This window comes from Pseudonocardia xinjiangensis (genome assembly GCF_012911925.1).
Lineage (GTDB): Bacteria > Actinomycetota > Actinomycetes > Mycobacteriales > Pseudonocardiaceae > Pseudonocardia > Pseudonocardia xinjiangensis.
This window is the reverse complement of sequence record NZ_JAAXKY010000009.1, coordinates 41,903-58,237: the sequence shown is the minus strand read 5'-3', so window position 1 is coordinate 58,237 and position 16,335 is coordinate 41,903. Positions and strand designations below refer to the sequence as shown.

Genomic DNA, 16,335 nt, shown 5'->3' with positions numbered 1-16,335 from the left:
GGGTGAGACCGCCGGCACGGCTGCGGATCTGCTCGGTGTGTTGACCATGCCGCAACGGCACGGTGTTGCCTGGTCGCTCAGCGCCACCTGCCTGGTGGGGCACCGCCCCACCACTCATCGGAGGATTCGTGACCGTCGCAGCGACCGACGAGAAGACGCCCGACCTGATCGACATCGAGGCGCTCTTCGCCGACCCGCAGTTCGCCGTTCCGACCATCTCCCCGGACGGCACCCGCATCGCCTACCTCGCCCCGCACCGCGGGCGGCGCAACATCTGGGTCCGCGGCATCGACCGGACCCACGCCGACGCCGTCCCCGTCACCCACGACACCCGCCGCGGCATCACCGTCTACCACTGGACCGACGACCCCCGCTGGCTGCTCTACCTCCAGGACACCGACGGCAACGAGGACTGGCACCTGCACCGCGTCGACCTCGACCACCCGGACGAGCCTGCCGTCGACCTGACCCCCATGGACCCCGGCTCCCGGGTGGTCGGGGTCGAGTCGCTCCCGTCGGACCCCGGCACGGTGCTGGTCTGGATGAACCGGCGGCCGCTGTTCTTCGACACCTTCCGGGTCGACGTCGCCACCGGCGCGACCACGCTGCACCTCGAGCAGACCGACCCGGCCGACACCGTCCTGCTCGACCGCGACGGCCGGCCGGCCTTCCGGTTCCGCCCGGCAGGCGACGGCACGGTCGAGATCTCCGCCGTCGACACCGAGACCGGGGACGTCCGCCCGCTGACCAGCGTCGGTGGCGCGGAGCACCCGATGGGCGTGCAGCCCCAGCTGGTCACCCCCGACGGGACGGGCCTGCTCGTCGGCTCCTTCCAGGACGGCGACCACCTGCGCCTGGTGCGCATCGACCGGGAGACCGGGGCGGAGACCGTGGTCGCCGCCGTCGAGGGCCACGACCTCGACATCTCCGGCATGATGATGCCCGGGGTGCTGCCGCCCACCGTGTTCACCGGCCGCCGCGACGGCGAGGTGCTGGCAGCCCGGTTCGTCGCCGACCGCCCGCACATCGAGGTCCTCGACCCCGAGTTCGCCGAGGTGTACGCCCGGCTCGCGACGCTCTCCGACGGCGTGCTGGGCACGCTGTCCTCCGACGAGGCGGGCCGACGCTGGGTCGCCACCTACGTGCACGACCGGGAACCGGCCGTGACCTGGTTCTACGACCACGCCACCGGGGAGAGCCGCGAGCTGTTCCGCGCCTACCCCGACCTCGACCCCGCCACCCTGGCCCCGATGCGGCCGGTCGGCTTCCCGGCCCGCGACGGGCTGCCGCTGCACGCGTACCTCTCCCTGCCCGTCGGCGTCGCACCCGAGAACCTGCCGCTGGTGCTGCTCGTGCACGGCGGACCCTGGTCCCACGACACCTGGAGCTTCAGCCCGGACGCGCAGTTCCTGGCCAACCGCGGCTACGCCGTGCTACAGGTCAACTTCCGCGGCTCGACCGGCTACGGGCGCCGCCACGTCACCGCCGCGATCGGCGAGTTCGCCCGCGCCATGCACGACGACCTGCTCGACGCCGTCGACTGGGCCGTCGCCCAGGGCTACGCCGACCCCGACCGCGTCGGCATCTACGGCGGCTCCTACGGCGGCTACGCCGCCCTCGTCGGCGTCACCGTCACCCCCGGGCGCTTCGCCGCCGCGGTCGACTACGTCGGTGTGTCCGACCTCGCCCACCTCCTGCGCACCCTGCCCCCGTTCAGCCGTCCCTACTTCGTCAACAACTGGTACCGCTACGTCGGCGACCCGGAGATCCCCGAGCAGGAGGCCGACATGCTCGCCCGCTCGCCGATCACACTGGTCGACCGGATCCGCACCCCGCTGCTGGTCGCCCAGGGCGCCAACGACGTCCGCGTCGTGCGGGCCCAGTCCGACACCATCGTCGCCTCCCTGCGCGAGCGCGGCGTGCCGGTCGAGTACCTCGTCGCCGACGACGAGGGCCACGGCTTCGCCAATCCCGAGAACCGGATGCGGCTCAACCGCGCCGTCGAGCGGCACTTCGCCGAGCACCTCGGCGGCTCGACCTCCACGCCGGCGTCGGCACGGTAGGGGTGCATCCCCGGCTCAGGCGACGCCGCGTCTCGCCAGCACCCGCTGCAGGACCACGAACACCAGCAGCAGGAGACCGATGACGATCCGCGACCACCAGGAGCTGAGGGTCCCCTCGAACGAGAGGATCGTCTGGATCGTGCCGAGCACCAGCACGCCGAGCACCGAGCCGAGCACGAACCCGGAACCTCCGGTGAGCAGTGTCCCCCCGATGACGACGGCGGCGATCGCATCGAGCTCCATCCCCACGGCGTGCAGGCTGTAGCCCGAGAGCATGTAGAAGGTGAACAGCAGCCCGGCGAGCGCCGAGCAGGCCCCGCTGATCACGTACACGCCGACGCGGGCCTGCGCCACCCGCAACCCCATGAGCATCGCCGACTGCGGGTTGCCGCCGACGGCGTAGACGGTCCGCCCGAACCGGGTCAGGTGCAGCACGTACACCGCGATCGCGACCACGACGGTCGCGACGAGCACGCTCGGGCTGACGAACAGCTCCCCGCCCAGCGGCACCGCGGTCTGCGCGATCGTGCGGAACAGCGGGTCGTCGATCGGGATCGACTCGAGGTCGATCACGTAGCACAGGCCGCGGGCCAGGAACATCCCGGCGAGCGTGACGATGAAGGGCTGGATCTCCAGGTAGTGGATCACCGCGCCCATCGCGAGCCCGAAGACGGCCCCGCCGACCAGCACCACGAGCATGACGAGGACCGGCGACCAGCCGGCGCGCAGCAGCGCGGCGGCCACCATCGTCGAGAGGGCGACGACCGACCCGACCGACAGGTCGATGCCCCCGGTGAGGATCACGAACGTCATCCCGACGGCCAGCACCACCAGGAACGAGTTGTCGATCAGCAGGTTGAGCAGCACCTGCCCGGACGCGAAGGACTCGTAGCGCAGCCCTCCCCCGGCGAACATCAGCACGAACAGCGCGAACGTCACCACCACGGGCAGGAAGCGGGTGGGCACCCGGCGCCCGGCCGCGTGCCGCACCCGCTCGGCGACCGCGGTCACCGCCCGCTCCCCGCGGTCTCCGCCGGGACAGCGGTCGCTGCCGGCGGCGGGGCGTCGTCGCGGCGACGGCGCCGCCGTCGCATCAGCGCGCGGACCTTCGGTGCCTGCGCCAGGAACACGAGGATCACGACGAGCGCCTTGAACACCAGCGACACCTCCGGCGGGATGCCGACTGAGTAGATCGTGGTGGTCAGCGTCTGGATCGTGAGCGCGCCGAGCAGCGTGCCGGCGATCGAGTACCGGCCGCCGGCGAGCGACGTGCCGCCGATGACGACGGCGAGGATCGCGTCGAGCTCCAGCCACAGGCCGGCGTTGTTGGCGTCGGCGGCGTTGACGTTCGAGCTGATCATCAGCCCGGCCACGGCCGCGCACAGCGCCGCGAAGACGTAGACCGTCCAGACGATGCTCTGCGAGCGCACGCCGGCCAGCCGGCTGGCCTCGGGGTTGATCCCGACGGCCTCGACGAGCGTCCCCAGTGCCGTGCGCCGGGTCACGAGCGCCACCAGTGCGTACACCGCGGCGGCGACGACCACCGTCAGCGGCACGGCGAGCAGCGCGCTGCCGCTGATCCCCGCGAAGAACCCGTTGTTCACGGTGATGATCTGCCCGTCCGTGACGAGCTGGGCGAGCCCGCGGCCGGCCGTCATCAGCACGAGCGTCGCGATGATCGGTTGGATGCCGAGCCGGGCGACGAGGAACCCGTTCCACGCGCCGAGGGCCGCTGCCAGCGCGAGGGCGAGCCCGATCCCGGTGAGCGCGGTGCCGGGGCTCGCCGGGTCCGGGCTGCTCGCGATCCATGTGCAGGCCACGGCGCCGGAGATCGCGACGACCGTGCCGACGGACAGGTCGATGCCGCGCGTCGCGATCACCAGCGTCATGCCCAGTGCGGCCAGCGCCAGCGGGGCGCCGTTGTGCAGGATGTCGATCAGGCTGCCGTAGAGCCGCCCGTCCTGCAGGCGCACGGCGAAGAAGCTCGGCATCACCGCCAGGTTGAGCAGCAACAACGCGACGAGCGGCCAGACCGGTCTGCGCAGCAGGTCACGCACGGGCGCCTCCCCCGGTGGCGATCAGCTCCATGACGCGGTCCAGTTCGACGTCCTCCCCTGCCAGCTGAGCGACGGGCCGTCGATCCCGCAGTACCAGCACGCGGTCGGACAGGCGCACCACCTCGTCGAGCTCCGCGGAGATGAACACGACGGCGGTGCCCTCCCGCGCCTGCTCGGCCACGAGGGCCTGGATCTGGGCCTTCGCGCCGACGTCGATGCCCCGGGTGGGCTCGTCGAGGATGAGCAACCGGGGCTGCGTGATCAGCCACCGCGCCAGCAGCACCTTCTGCTGGTTGCCGCCCGACAGGTTGCCCAGGAGGGCGTCGGGGTCGGCGGGGCGGATGTCGAGCAGCTCGATCCAGCGCCGCGCGAGCTCGTCCTGCTTGCGCCGCGGGATGCGGCGCATCCAGCCCCGGGAGGCCTGCATGGCGAGCACGATGTTCGCCCGTACCGACAGGTCCGCCACCACGCCCTCGGCCTTGCGGTCCTCCGGGCTGAAGGCGATTCCCGCGTCGATGGCGGCCCGCGGCGTGCGCAGCCGCACCGGGCGCCCACCGACCGTGAGCTCACCGGTGTCGGCGCGGTCGGCGCCGAACAGCAGCCGGGCGAGCTCGGTGCGCCCCGAGCCGAGCAGCCCGGCCAGGCCGACGACCTCCCCGGGCCGCACCGCGAGGTCGACCGGCTCGATGGCGCCGCGGCGCCCGAGCCCCGTGGCCGCGAGGACCGGGGGCTCGGCGTCGGCGGCCGGTTCGGCGGGGGCGCGGTCCAACTGCTCGAGCACCTCCAGCTCGCGCCCCACCATCGCCGAGACCAGCTGCCTCCGCGAGATGTCCGCCGTGGCGTACTCGCCGACCAACCGGCCGTTGCGCAGCACGGTCATCCGGTCGGAGATCTCGAAGACCTGCTCGATGAAGTGCGAGACGAACAGGATCGCGACGCCCGACTCGCGCAGCCGACGCACCACGCGGAAGAGCTCCGCCACCTCGGACGCGTCCAGGCTCGACGTGGGCTCGTCGAGCACCAGCACCCGTGCCTCCACCTCGACCGCCCGCGCGATCGCGACGAGCTGCTGCAGTGCGATGGAGTGCGCGCCGAGCGGCGAGGACGGGTCGACGTCCAGGTGCAGCCGGCCCAGAACCTCGGCAGCCCGCCGCCGCACGCCGCGCCAGTCGATGCGACCAGCGCGGCGCGGCTCGCGTCCCAGGAGCAGGTTCTCGCCCACCGAGAGGTTCGGGCAGAGGTTCACCTCCTGGTAGACCGTGCTGATCCCGGCCGCCTGGGCCGCGGCGGGCCCGGCGAACGCCACCGGCTCCCCCCGCACCCGGATCTCCCCGGCGTCGACGGGGTGCACGCCGGTGAGGGTCTTGATCAGCGTCGACTTGCCGGCACCGTTCTCACCCATCAGGGCGTGCACCTCGCCAGGGTGCAGCCGCAGGTCCACCGACTGCAGCGCCTGCACCGGCCCGAACGCCACGGAGATGCCGGTCATCTCCACCAGGGCACTGCGATCCATCAGTACTGCCGGCTCGGCAGCGCAGCCTTCGCGGCCGCGGTGTCGAAGGTGGTCTCCTCGGTGACGACGCGCTGGGGCACCTCCTCGCCCGCGGCGACCTTCTTCACGAGGTCCATCAGTTGCGGGCCGAGCAGCGGGTTGCACTCGACGATGTAGTTGATCTTCCCGTCGGCCAGCGCCTGCATGCCGTCCTTGACGGCATCCACCGTGATGATCTTGATGTCGGTGCCCGGCACCTTGCCCGCGGCCTCGATCGCCTCGATCGCCCCCAGGCCCATGTCGTCGTTGTGGGCGTAGAGGACGTCGATGTCCGGGTGCGTCTTGAGGAACGCCTCCATCACCTGTCGGCCGCCGGACCGCGTGAAGTCGCCGGTCTGCGACGCGATCACCTTCAGGTCCGGGTTCTGCGCGATCGTCTCGGCGAAGCCCTCCTGGCGGTCGATCGCCGGAGCCGACCCCGTGGTGCCCTGCAGCTCCACGATGTTGACCGGCCCGCTCCCGCCTGCGGTGTCCTCGACCAGCCACTGCCCGGCCTTGCGGCCCTCCTCCACGAAGTCCGAGCCGAGGAAGGTCTTGTAGAGCGTGGTGTCGGTCGAGTCGACGGCCCGGTCGGTGAGGATCACCGGGATGTTCGCGCGCTTGGCCTCCATCAGCACGGTGTCCCAGCCCGACTCGACGACCGGGCTGAAGGCGATCACGTCGACGCGCTGCTGGATGAACGAGCGAATCGCCTTGATCTGGTTCTCCTGCTTCTGCTGGGCGTCGGAGAACTGCAGCTCGATCCCGGCTGCCCCCGCGGCATCCTGGACCGACTTGGTGTTGGCCGTCCGCCAGCCGCTCTCGGCCCCCACTTGAGAGAAGCCCAGCGTGAGCGCCTCCCCGCCGGCGCCGGCGCCGGGTGCGGTGGCGCCGCCACCGCCACCCCCACCTCCGCAGGCGGCGAGTACGAGCGCGGCTGCCGCAAGGGCGGCCAGCTTCCCGAGTGCGGGCAACGTCGTCCGCGTGCGCACAGTGCCTCCCAGGCGTCGTCTTCGGTGTGACCCACATCGCATCAGCGGCAACTGTGAGCGCTAACATCGCCCGGCGTCAAGGCTCCGCCGGTCACGACCCGGCAACCGTCGTTCACGCTCCGACGGTGCTCGGCGACCCTTCCGGTGCGGCGGCGAACTCCCGTCGGACCCCTCCACCGACGAGGCAGCAGACCGGGTCGCACCCGGTGGAGGTTGCGGGCCCGGCCGGGCCCACACCAGCGCTCCCAGCGGACCGCGACCCGCCGGCAAGGACCCTCCGAGACGCCGTCGTCGTCGTCGTTGCGACTACCGCACCCCCGTCCTATTTCTCCCCCGCTGCCGGGTCCCTATCGCCCACCGGGCACCCCACGAATGGCCGGGATAACGCAACATGTGCGCCATGCCACTAGTTTCGGAATGAATATATTCCACCAATCGTGATCCATTCGACACATCCCCTCTGCCACCAGGCGATACACCAGATCGGCGACTCCATCTCCTGATCAAGTGAGATAGGTCACCCACCGATCATGCGGACGGAACTCGTAATGTCCTGTGGCGGTCGTCCGACGAGGGGCGACCGGAATACATCCGGAACCGTCGCACCGCCCCCAGTCCCTGGTTCCGGTCCGTCGATCCCGAATCGGGACTGGCCGAGACGACAATTGTTCGAGTCGTTCCCCACGACCCCCACGACTCGACGAGACACCCGGACCCCGTTTGCCGGGCAGTTCTCGACCTGCCGACGAGCAGGTACGTCTCGGGGTGTGCCATGGAGAAATCACAATGAATTCCCCCAAGTCCCGCATGGGTCGAACCCTGCTGCGCCTCACCCTGGCCGGCACGGTCGCACTCGGCGTCCCACTCGCCATCGCCGGAACCGCCAATGCCGCTCCCGCCAGCGTGTGGGACAGGCTCGCCCAGTGCGAGAGCACCGGCAACTGGAAGATCAACAGCGGAAACGGTTTCTTCGGTGGGCTGCAGTTCACCTTGAGCACCTGGCGAGGATTCGGCGGCCAGGGCATGCCCCACCAGGCCAGCCGTGAGCAGCAGATCGCTGTCGCCGAGCGCGTGCTCGCCGGGCAGGGCTGGAAAGCATGGCCGGTGTGTTCCAGCAAGCTCGGCCTCCGCTGAGCCGACGCATGCTCCTGCTCGGGCTCCGCTCGCCCCTGCCCTCGCCGCTTCCGATCGGGCGTCGGGCGGGTTCGAGCGGGCCCGGGTAGACCAGTTCGATGACCGCGGGCCACGCGCCCGCCTACCCGCGTTGTCGTCGGACCTCGCCGTCAGCCCTTCCCCGATCACGCGGAGAGAGTCACCTCGATCTCATCCACGATCGTTGCGCCGGCCGGCAGCTGCGGAAATCCCGGATACCCGTCCGGGAGCTTATTCTCGCCAAGATTCTCCGAGGTCCCTCTCGACCACCGGCTGGCCGGAAAAGACCGCAGAGAGTTGTGGGTACGCACTAAGGAAAGCGCCAACGCATCCCACGAACGCCGTCGACAGTGTGATGACGGCGGTGGACACCGTCAGTTTTCCGGGGTTCTGGGCGGCTGGAGCCAATGCTCCACCTCTGTGGTAGCAAGGCGTGAACGTCGGGGAAGTGGTCGAAACCCCGAGCGCGGCTCTCCAGCAGATCTCGCCGCCGGCCGCGGACATGAGCGGCGCCGACCAGGACAGGGCTCCACGGTTCAGCGTCGGAAACTGTGCATGTATTCGGCGAACCGCTCCGCCCCGTCGACGATCCGCGGCCCGCTGATCGCCTCGTTGTAGTCGAGGATGTGGAACCGGTTGTGCCGGATCGCCGGCAGTGACTGCAGGGCGGGGTGCGCCTTGAGGAAGGCGATCTTCTCCTCGGCCGGCTGGTCCTGGTAGTCGAGGATGACGATGATCTCGGGTTGGGCCTGGACCACCGCCTCCCATCCGACGTCGGTCCAGCGCGCCGAGAGGTCAGCGAAGATGTTCCGCGCCCCCGCGAACTCGATGATCTGGTTCGGCGGCACCTGGCTCGCTGCGGTGAACGGGCGGTCGGTGCCGGAGTCGTAGAGGAACACCGACGGCGGCGGGTCCAGGCGGGGGGCCTGCTGCCGGACGGCGGCGACCCTGCCCTGCAGCTCGGCGATGTAGGCGCTCGCGCGTTCCTCCACGCCGAAGATCCGGCCGAGACGGTCCAGGTCGGTGTAGAGGGCCTCGAACGGTGGCAGGTGTTCAGGGAAGTTCGGATAGTTGTAGCAGGTCTCGGTGTGCATGAAGCTCTGGATGCCGAGGCCGTCGAGGATCTCAGGGGTGATCCCGCGCTGGTCGCTGAAGCCCGAACGCCATCCGGCGACGACGAGGTCGGCCCCGGCGTCCACCACGAGCTCCCGGTTGAGCAGGTCGCGGCTGAGCAGCTCCACCTGCGCGTACTCCGCCGCCCACGGCGACTCCTCCACGGGCGGGTTCGCGGGCGGCATCACGTACCCGCGCACGGCGTCGGTCAAGCCGAGGCTGAACAGCTTGTCCGCGCTCCCCGCCTCGTAGGCGACCGCCCGCTGCGGACGCTGGTAGGAGATCTCCTCGCCGCAGCGCGCAACGGTGACGGGCGCCGGAGCGTCGGTCCGTGGGACGACCTCGGCCCCGCAGCCGACGAGCAGGAGCGAGAGTGCGACGACCGGCGCGGTGTGCCGGACGGTCCGGGACGGGGTCACGGGAGGCTTCCTTCCGAGGCGGGTGACGGAACGGGGCTCGCCGGGGAGAGCGAGTAGAGGAGTTGCGGATCACCGGTCAGCGGGTGCGGGACGACGGTCGCCGCGACGCCGAAGACGCGCTGGACGAGTTCGGCCGTGAGCACCTCCCACGGGTCTCCCACGGCCACGAGCGAGCCCTCCAGGAGGACGGCGAGGCGGTTGCAGGTGGCGGCGGCGAGGTTCAGGTCGTGCAGGACGACCAGCACCGTCAGTCCGGATCCGCGCAACAGCGACAGCAGCTCGATCTGGTGACGCACGTCGAGGTGGTTGGTCGGCTCGTCGAGGACCAGCACCCGCGGTTCCTGCACCAGCGCACGGGCGGCGAGCACGCGCTGGCGCTCCCCGCCGGAGAGGGAGAGCACCCCGCGGTGGGCCAGGTGTGCGACGTCGAGCTGGTGCATCGCCCGCGCGCACAGCTCACGTTCCCGGGTGGTGAGCGGCTGGTTGCCCTGCTGGTGAGGGCTGCGCCCGAGTGCGACGGTCTCGGCGACGGTGAAGTCGAGGTCGGCGCCGTTCTCCTGGGTCAGCGCCGCCACCCGGCGGGCGCTGTCCCGCAGGCGCAGGCGCGCCGAGTCCTCACCGTCCAGCAGCACCGCGCCATGGGTGGGGCGCAGCGCCCGGTAGACGCATCTCAAGGCCGTGGACTTGCCGCTCCCGTTCGGGCCGACCAGGCCGACCACCTCGCCGCTGCCGACGTCGAGGTCGAGTTCGCGGACCAGGGCCCGGCCCGCGACCTCGACGGTCAGCCCGCGCAGCTGAAGCCGCATCAGCGACCGCCGAACAGGTAGCCGCGCCGACGCATCAGGACGACGAAGACCGGAACCCCGACGAGCGCGGTGATCGCCCCGAGCGGCAGCTCACGTGGAGCGACCACGGTGCGGGAGAGCAGGTCGACCCACACCATGAAGACGGCTCCGACCAGCGGGGTGACGACCAGGACCTTGGCGTGGCCGGCCCCCACCACCAGGCGGACCAGGTGCGGCATGACCAGCCCGACGAACCCGATCGCCCCGCTCACGGCCACCATCGCTCCGGTCATCAGCGAGGTCAGCACGAACAGGGCGGTGCGTACCGCAGTGGTGTCGACTCCCAGGCTGACCGCCGTCTCGTCGCCGAGAGCCATCGCGTCCAGCGAGCGCCCGTACCGGCGCAGCACCACCGCGCCGAGCACGACGACCGCGGCGACCACCGGCAGCGACTGCCACGTGGCCGCGCCGAAGCTGCCCATCGTCCAGAACAGCACGGTGCTGGTGGCCTCCCCGTCCGGCGCGAGGTAGATGAGCACGCTCATCACGGCCTGGAACCCGAAGGACAGCGCGATGCCGGTCAGCACCAGACGCAACGGCGTGATCCCGGCCCGCGTAACCGACGCCGCGTAGACCAGGACCGACGCCAGTGCGGCGCCGAGGAAGGCTCCGATCGACACCGCGTGGATGCCCAGGCCCGCCAGGACCCCGAAGACGATCACGGTGACCGCCCCCACCGACGCCCCGGACGACACGCCCAGGACGAACGGGTCGGCCAGCGCGTTGCGCACCATGGCCTGGACGGCCACCCCGACCACCCCGAGGCCTGCGCCCACGGCGGCGGCCAGGAGCACCCGGGGTGTCCGCACCTGCCAGATGATCTGGTAGGCGGGGACCTCGGACGCGGAGATCCGGCCGCCGCTCAGCGCCGCCCAGAGGTAGCGCGCGGTCTCCCCCGGGCTGATCACCGCAGGACCGAGCCCGATCGCCACGACGATCGAGGCCAGCAGCACCAGGAAGAGCCCGGTTGCGGCGACCACCAACCCGACCGACGTCGGGCCGGCCGCAGGCCGTGCGGGCGCCGCGGCGGCTGCGTCGATGCCGTGCGGCGCCGTCACGAGCGCCCTTCCCGGTAGAGGTAGAGGACGGTGGGGTCGGCGCTGAACTGCGAGAACGGGAAGGGCTCGGCCGACAGCGCGGTGACCCCACCGCCGACGAAAGCCCGGGCGACCGCACTGGCCGTCTGCGCATAGACGATCAGCGGGACGGCCCGCTCCCGGCAACGGTCGAGGATCAGGTCGAACGTGCCGTTGCCAAGCGTCATGCCGGTGGCGACCACCGCGTCCGCCGTCTCGAGGACGTCGGCCATGACGGCGGTGACCGGATCTCCCCACTGTGTGACCCGCAGGTTCAGGTCACAGAGCAGGGGCTCGGCCCCGCGGTCCCGGATGGCGGCGACCAGCGGGTTGACCACGCCGATCAGCGCCACCCGCGCGCCAGGAGCCACGTCGAGCAGCCCGGCGACGGCCGTGTCGCGGGCCTGGGCCCTGGCCTCGGGCGGTCCGGCCGGGAGCACGACGGGCGTCGCGACCGAGTCCCGGTGCGGGGCTTGGGCAGCCAGGTAGGCGTCGAGGGCGGCGGTCCGCAGCGCCCCCGGCCCGGCGCGCAGCAGTACGTCCAGCGGACTGCCCGACGCGGCCGCGCAAACCTCCGGATCGACCTCCCCGGCCTCGAAGGCGCAGGCCCCGAACACCGCCCCGACGCGGACCAGCAGGTACTGGTTGCGGTACGTCGTGGTGCCGCCCGCGAGGCGCGTGCCGTGGTGGACCCAGAACACGCTGGTCGCCACCAGGTCCGCCGGCGAGGGCCCGTACCGGCCGGCGAGGACGTCCGCCGTGAGCACGCCCACCGTCGCCGGCGTCATGACCGGGTGCCCGCGCGCTGAGACCGCGCATCCCGGGCGTCGGCACCACGGGAACCCGGAACTACGTCGGTGGTCGACCAGGGCAGGACCAGGTCGTGCACGCTCTCGACGGATTCGGGGGCCAGGCCGTCCACCGCGGGGACGCGCTCGTGGCCTTCGAAGGCCGCGTCGACGTAGCGGTGCCCGGTGTCGGGCGACAGGAACACCACCGTCCGGTCCGGAGCCCGGTGGCGCTCGTGGCGGGCGACCAGGTAGGCGGCGCCGGCCGAGAGACCGGCGAACACACCGCTCGTGCGCAGCAGCGCCACGGCGCCGGCCCGCGCGTAGGTGAACGCCATCCAGTGCAGGCGGTCGTACAGGTCACGACGGACGTTGCGGAACTCGATCGAGCTCCCGATGCCGGCGATGATCATGTCCGGGTCCGAGGTGTGCTCCGCGCCGAAGGTGACGCTGCCGAACGGCTGGATCCCTACCAGCTCGACGTCACGACCCGCCTGACGCAGGTAGGTGGCCAGCGCTCCGGTCGACGCCCCGGTTCCGACGCCGCCCACGACGGTGAGCGGGCCTGACGGCAGCTCCTGCCCGACCGTGTCGGCCACCGACCGGTAGCCGACGTAGTGCACGCCGTCGTGGTACTGCCGCATCCAGTGGTAGTCGGGGTGCGCCAGCAACAGCTCCCCCACCCGCTGCACCCGCAGGTTCTGGTCGAGCTTGAGGTCCGCCGACGGACGCACCTGCTCCAGCGTCGCGCCGAGGATCTCGAGCTGCACGCGCAACGTCCGGTCCACCGTGGTGGAGCCGACGATGTGGCACCGCATGCCGTGCCGGTGGCAGGCCAGGGCGAGGGCGTGCGCGTAGATCCCGCTGGAACTGTCGACGAGCGTGTCGCCGCGGCGCACCAGTCCGGCGTCGAGCAGATGCCGCACGGCGCCGAGGGCCGAGCGCACCTTCATGATCTCGAACCGCAGGCACACCAGTCCCGGTTCGATCTGGATGAGGTCGGGATCCGCGATCGCTTCCGCGTAGTGCCGGTGCATCAGCGGTCGGACACCGGGCAGGTGCCTGCGCGACGCAGCGCGAACAGGTACGTCTGGACGTCGTCGCCTGGCCAGTCCTCCACGTGCACGACCTCGGCGCCGAACCCGGCGTCGAGCGCGATCGCCACGATCTCGCGCAGCGGAGCGGTGTTGGAGACGATCAGGTACACGACCCCACCGGACGCCAGCAGGTCGCGTCCCACGAGCTGAGCGAAGAACCGCGCCGCGATCTCGCGGCCTACGCAGAGGTTCCGCGCGATGTCCGGGTCGTCCGACAGCGGCAGCTCGATCGCGGGCGGGTTGAACGTGACCACGTCGACCTGGACGCCGTCGGGAAAGCCTTCCCAGACGTCGGCGACCACCGGGTGCAACGGCGGGCCGGCCGGACCCACGATCCGCTCGAAGTGCCTCACCGTGGTCCGCACACTCTCCGGGTGCACGTCGAGGGCGTACACGGCCGCCGCCCCGCGCACGCCGGCCACCACGGCCTCGACCCCGAGCCCGGACCCCATCGCGGCGTAGCGCAGGCCCGCCACCGGAAGCGTGCCGTCGAGCAGCCGGCTGTGCACCAGCCTGCTGGTGGCACCCGGCTGGAACACCCCGGGCGGGAGCTCGAAGTCCCACCCGTTCCACGAGTAGCGGCGGTGCTCGTGGATGGCCCGGCTCGGCGGGTTGATCGCACGGATCACGTCGGGCGACAGGGTCTGGGGCAGCCGGTCGTGCAGCTCCCAGTCGGCGGCGACGCCCGGCAGCACGGGGCGGGTCGGGATCATGCGAGCTATGTTAATGATTATCATTACCAAAACAAGAGGGAGTCTTGACCATGGAGGGGGAGGCCGCGGATGCTCATGCTGCATGCTTCTCTCTCTTGCAAGCCTGCTGCAGGAACCTGGGCCGACATCCCGGAGAGGACTCGGATGCCCCGCACTGCGCCGCTCACGGGTGTCGAGCTGCGCGCGCTGCTCGACCTCTTCCAGCCCGCGGACCTCCCCCACCTGGACGAGAGCGGTCGCGCGTGACACCGCCGCCGCCACCGGCCACGGCCGCACCGGCTCGCTCGGTCCTGCGCGAGCCGGCGTTCCTGCGGCTGTGGATCGGGACCACGGCCTCCGGTCTGGCCACCTGGGCGTTGCCGTTTCTGGTCGGCCTCGCGCTGCTCGACGGCCTCGTCACCGCCGTCGAGCTCGGTCTCGCACTGGCCGCCCGCACGCTCGGGTTCCTCGCGGCGGTCCCGGTCGCCGGGGTACTCGCCGACCGCTACCCGCGCCGGCGGGTCGTCGGCTGGTCGGCCGGAGCGGCCGCGCTGGCCAGCCCGGTCGTCGCACTCGGCGTTGACGGCTCGGTCCTGCTGACCGCCGCCGCAGCAGCAGTCGTCGGGGCCGGGCAGGGCGCATGCCGACCGGCGTTCCAGGCGCTGGTCGCCGAGGTCGTCGACCCCGGAAGGCGGCAGCAGGCCAACGCGGCGGTCACCATCGCCGTCCGCGTCACCGTCCTGGTCGCGCCGAGCGCCGCGGCACTGCTCGCGCTCGTGGCCGACGTCCGGGCGCTGGTCGTCGGCACCGGAGTCCTGTGGCTCGTCGCGGCCCTCGTCCCACCCCGAGGCGCAGCCGATGCCACCAACCGCCCCGAACGGCCGTCGTTCGGCCGCGAGTTCGGTGAGGGGCTGCGGGAGGCGCGACGCCACCCGTGGTTCCTCGCCGGACTCGGCGCGTTGACGGCAGTGATCGCCACCGGCTACTCGGCAACCGGCGTCGCACTGCCGCTCGTCTCCCGCGACCGCTACGGCACCGAGGTCGTGCTCGCCGCCGCCACCACGGGCTACACCGCTGGTGCCCTGCTCGGCGCGCTGGTCATCGCCCGCTGGCGGCCGCCGTGGCCGGGCTGGGTCGCGCTGGCCGGTCTCGGCCTCTACGCGCTCGCACCGCTGTCACTGCTGCTGCCCGTACCGGCGCTCCTCGTCGTCGCCGCGTACGTCGTGACGGGGATCGGCATCGAGCTGTTCAACGTCCCGTGGTTCACCGCGACCCAGCGCGAGGTCGACCCACGACTGCTCGCCCGCGTCTCCTCGATCGACTTCCTGTTCTCCTACGGCCTCGCCCCGCTCGGGCTCGCCCTGATCGCCCCGGCGATGGCTACCTTCGGCACGGGACCGGTCCTGCTCGCGTGCACGCTGGTCTGCCTCCTCGCCCCGGCCGCCGCCGCCGCGGCACCCGGCGCCCGCGGATTCACCCGGGCCCGGGAACCGGCCGAGCCTGCCTGATCGCGTCCGGTCGTGGTGACTCTCCGCCGTGCCCCGACTCGGACGATCAGCGCCGCTAGCATGGCTGGATGCGACCCGTCGAGTCGGTTCGGGTGGCCGGGGTCGAGTTGGACGTCGCGGTCCCACCGGCGCCGAGCCTCACGACAGGGGTCAGCATGGCCGGGTTCCGCGGTCGAGCGGAAGGTCCGGTCGAGCTCCAGGTCGTCCCGTACCCGGCGCTGACGGTATTCATCGACTTCGGCGACGCGCTGCTCGTCGACGGCGTCGGCGGTGAGCGGCAGCAAGGCGACGTCGTCGTCGGCCTGACCTCCGGCACCGTTCGAGGGCACGGCAGCGCTGTCGACCTTCTCCAGGTGCGGCTTTCGCCGGTGGTCGCGCACGCGGTGCTGGGTGGCTCGCCGGGGTTGGGCGCGACGGTGGTCGCCCTCGAGGAGTTCTGGGGGCGCGACGCGGCGCGGACCCGGGAGCAACTGCGCGCTGCCGGGTCGTGGGAGGGCCGGTTCGCGATCATGGAGGCAGCGCTCGCGCGGCGGCATGCGGCAGGCCGGGCGGTGGATCCGGAGGTCGCCTTCGCCTGGGCGCAGATCGTGTCGAGCCGTGGCCAGGTCAGGGTCGAGCGGTTGGCGACCGAGGTGGGATGGAGCCGTAAGCGGTTGTGGTCCCGGTTCCGGGCACAGACCGGTCTCAGTCCCAAGCGCGCCGCGACGCTGGTCCGTTTCGACCACGCGGTGCACCGCCTCGCTGCGGGGCACAGCGCCGCGTCGGTGGCGGCTGAGAGCGGCTTCGTCGATCAGTCCCACCTGTGCCGGGATGTCATGGCCTTTGCCGGCATGACGGCCACGGCCGTGGCCGTCGCGCCATGGCTCGCCGTCGATGACGTCGCATGGACTGCGCAGGAGCAAGCACCCAGGGTCTGACCCGGATCGGCGCTCATCGCTGACCGGCCGAGCGGGACATTTCTCCAATACAGCCGGTGATACGCCGGTGATGCTGACAGCCGTC

At 71.7% G+C, this 16,335-nt stretch carries 14 protein-coding genes; 4 read left to right on the top strand and 10 right to left on the bottom strand.

What is annotated here, in order from left to right; genetic code table 11:
- Positions 1 to 128: 128 nt before the first annotated feature.
- Complete coding sequence (locus tag HF577_RS05115) at positions 129 to 2,063, top strand: S9 family peptidase (RefSeq protein ID WP_312858949.1); 1,935 nt, start codon at positions 129 to 131, stop codon at positions 2,061 to 2,063.
- Between the two features lie 15 nt (positions 2,064 to 2,078).
- Here the strand turns inward: HF577_RS05115 and yjfF are convergent, their stop codons facing one another.
- From yjfF to HF577_RS05095, 4 genes are read right to left on the bottom strand one after another with little or no spacing between them, the layout of a single operon-like run.
- On the bottom strand, positions 2,079 to 3,074 hold the full coding sequence (gene yjfF / locus HF577_RS05110) for a galactofuranose ABC transporter, permease protein YjfF (protein WP_312858948.1): 996 nt from the start codon (positions 3,072 to 3,074) through the stop codon (positions 2,079 to 2,081).
- Positions 3,071 to 4,111, bottom strand: coding sequence for an ABC transporter permease (locus tag HF577_RS05105; protein ID WP_407692184.1), 1,041 nt, complete (start codon positions 4,109 to 4,111; stop codon positions 3,071 to 3,073). Before HF577_RS05105 ends, yjfF begins: the two co-directional genes overlap by 4 nt.
- 1 nt (position 4,112) lies before the next feature.
- Positions 4,113 to 5,633 carry a sugar ABC transporter ATP-binding protein gene (locus HF577_RS05100; protein ID WP_246265832.1) on the bottom strand — a complete coding sequence of 507 codons (1,521 nt, stop codon included), beginning with the start codon at positions 5,631 to 5,633 and terminating at the stop codon, positions 4,113 to 4,115.
- Positions 5,633 to 6,643 carry an ABC transporter substrate-binding protein gene (locus HF577_RS05095; protein ID WP_312858947.1) on the bottom strand — a complete coding sequence of 337 codons (1,011 nt, stop codon included), beginning with the start codon at positions 6,641 to 6,643 and terminating at the stop codon, positions 5,633 to 5,635. Before HF577_RS05095 ends, HF577_RS05100 begins: the two co-directional genes overlap by 1 nt.
- Positions 6,644 to 7,429: 786 nt before the next feature.
- Between HF577_RS05095 and HF577_RS05090 the strand changes: the two genes are divergently transcribed.
- On the top strand, positions 7,430 to 7,777 hold the full coding sequence (locus HF577_RS05090; RefSeq protein ID WP_169394552.1) for a transglycosylase family protein: 348 nt from the start codon (positions 7,430 to 7,432) through the stop codon (positions 7,775 to 7,777).
- Between the two features lie 554 nt (positions 7,778 to 8,331).
- Here the strand turns inward: HF577_RS05090 and HF577_RS05085 are convergent.
- The 6 genes from HF577_RS05085 to HF577_RS05060 all read right to left on the bottom strand — a co-directional run bounded on the left by HF577_RS05085 (position 8,332) and on the right by HF577_RS05060 (position 13,846).
- Complete coding sequence (locus HF577_RS05085; RefSeq protein WP_169394551.1) at positions 8,332 to 9,327, bottom strand: ABC transporter substrate-binding protein; 996 nt, start codon at positions 9,325 to 9,327, stop codon at positions 8,332 to 8,334.
- Positions 9,324 to 10,133, bottom strand: a complete 810-nt coding sequence (locus HF577_RS05080; protein WP_169394550.1) for an ABC transporter ATP-binding protein — start codon at positions 10,131 to 10,133, stop codon at positions 9,324 to 9,326. Before HF577_RS05080 ends, HF577_RS05085 begins: the two co-directional genes overlap by 4 nt.
- Positions 10,133 to 11,155, bottom strand: coding sequence for a FecCD family ABC transporter permease (locus HF577_RS05075; protein WP_246265843.1), 1,023 nt, complete (start codon positions 11,153 to 11,155; stop codon positions 10,133 to 10,135). The genes HF577_RS05080 and HF577_RS05075 overlap by 1 nt, the downstream gene beginning before the upstream one ends.
- 71 nt (positions 11,156 to 11,226) lie before the next feature.
- The gene (locus HF577_RS05070; RefSeq protein WP_169394548.1) at positions 11,227 to 12,036 is read right to left on the bottom strand and encodes a Rossmann-like domain-containing protein; all 810 of its coding nucleotides are present in this window, start codon (positions 12,034 to 12,036) and stop codon (positions 11,227 to 11,229) included.
- Positions 12,033 to 13,073, bottom strand: coding sequence for a pyridoxal-phosphate dependent enzyme (locus HF577_RS05065; protein ID WP_169394547.1), 1,041 nt, complete (start codon positions 13,071 to 13,073; stop codon positions 12,033 to 12,035). Before HF577_RS05065 ends, HF577_RS05070 begins: the two co-directional genes overlap by 4 nt.
- Complete coding sequence (locus HF577_RS05060) at positions 13,073 to 13,846, bottom strand: class I SAM-dependent methyltransferase (protein ID WP_169394546.1); 774 nt, start codon at positions 13,844 to 13,846, stop codon at positions 13,073 to 13,075. Before HF577_RS05060 ends, HF577_RS05065 begins: the two co-directional genes overlap by 1 nt.
- Positions 13,847 to 14,088: 242 nt before the next feature.
- Here HF577_RS05060 and HF577_RS05055 point away from each other — a divergent pair, with 242 nt between their 5' ends.
- A complete protein-coding gene (locus HF577_RS05055; RefSeq protein WP_312858946.1) occupies positions 14,089 to 15,333 on the top strand; it encodes an MFS transporter in 1,245 nt (414 codons plus the stop codon).
- 155 nt (positions 15,334 to 15,488) lie between these two features.
- Positions 15,489 to 16,250 carry a helix-turn-helix domain-containing protein gene (locus HF577_RS05050; RefSeq protein WP_169394580.1) on the top strand — a complete coding sequence of 254 codons (762 nt, stop codon included), beginning with the start codon at positions 15,489 to 15,491 and terminating at the stop codon, positions 16,248 to 16,250.
- The last annotated feature ends 85 nt before the right edge of the window (positions 16,251 to 16,335 follow it).

What these genes read in the sequence shown, in the direction of transcription:
- HF577_RS05065 (WP_169394547.1), bottom strand. Translation starts at nt 13,073, where the DNA reads ATGCACCGGCACTACGCGGAAGCGATCGCGGATCCCGACCTCATCCAG.
- HF577_RS05070 (WP_169394548.1), bottom strand. Translation starts at nt 12,036, where the DNA reads ATGACGCCGGCGACGGTGGGCGTGCTCACGGCGGACGTCCTCGCCGGC.
- HF577_RS05090 (WP_169394552.1), top strand. Translation starts at nt 7,430, where the DNA reads ATGAATTCCCCCAAGTCCCGCATGGGTCGAACCCTGCTGCGCCTCACC.
- HF577_RS05100 (WP_246265832.1), bottom strand. Translation starts at nt 5,633, where the DNA reads ATGGATCGCAGTGCCCTGGTGGAGATGACCGGCATCTCCGTGGCGTTC.
- HF577_RS05060 (WP_169394546.1), bottom strand. Translation starts at nt 13,846, where the DNA reads ATGATCCCGACCCGCCCCGTGCTGCCGGGCGTCGCCGCCGACTGGGAG.
- HF577_RS05050 (WP_169394580.1), top strand. Translation starts at nt 15,489, where the DNA reads ATGGCCGGGTTCCGCGGTCGAGCGGAAGGTCCGGTCGAGCTCCAGGTC.
- HF577_RS05080 (WP_169394550.1), bottom strand. Translation starts at nt 10,133, where the DNA reads ATGCGGCTTCAGCTGCGCGGGCTGACCGTCGAGGTCGCGGGCCGGGCC.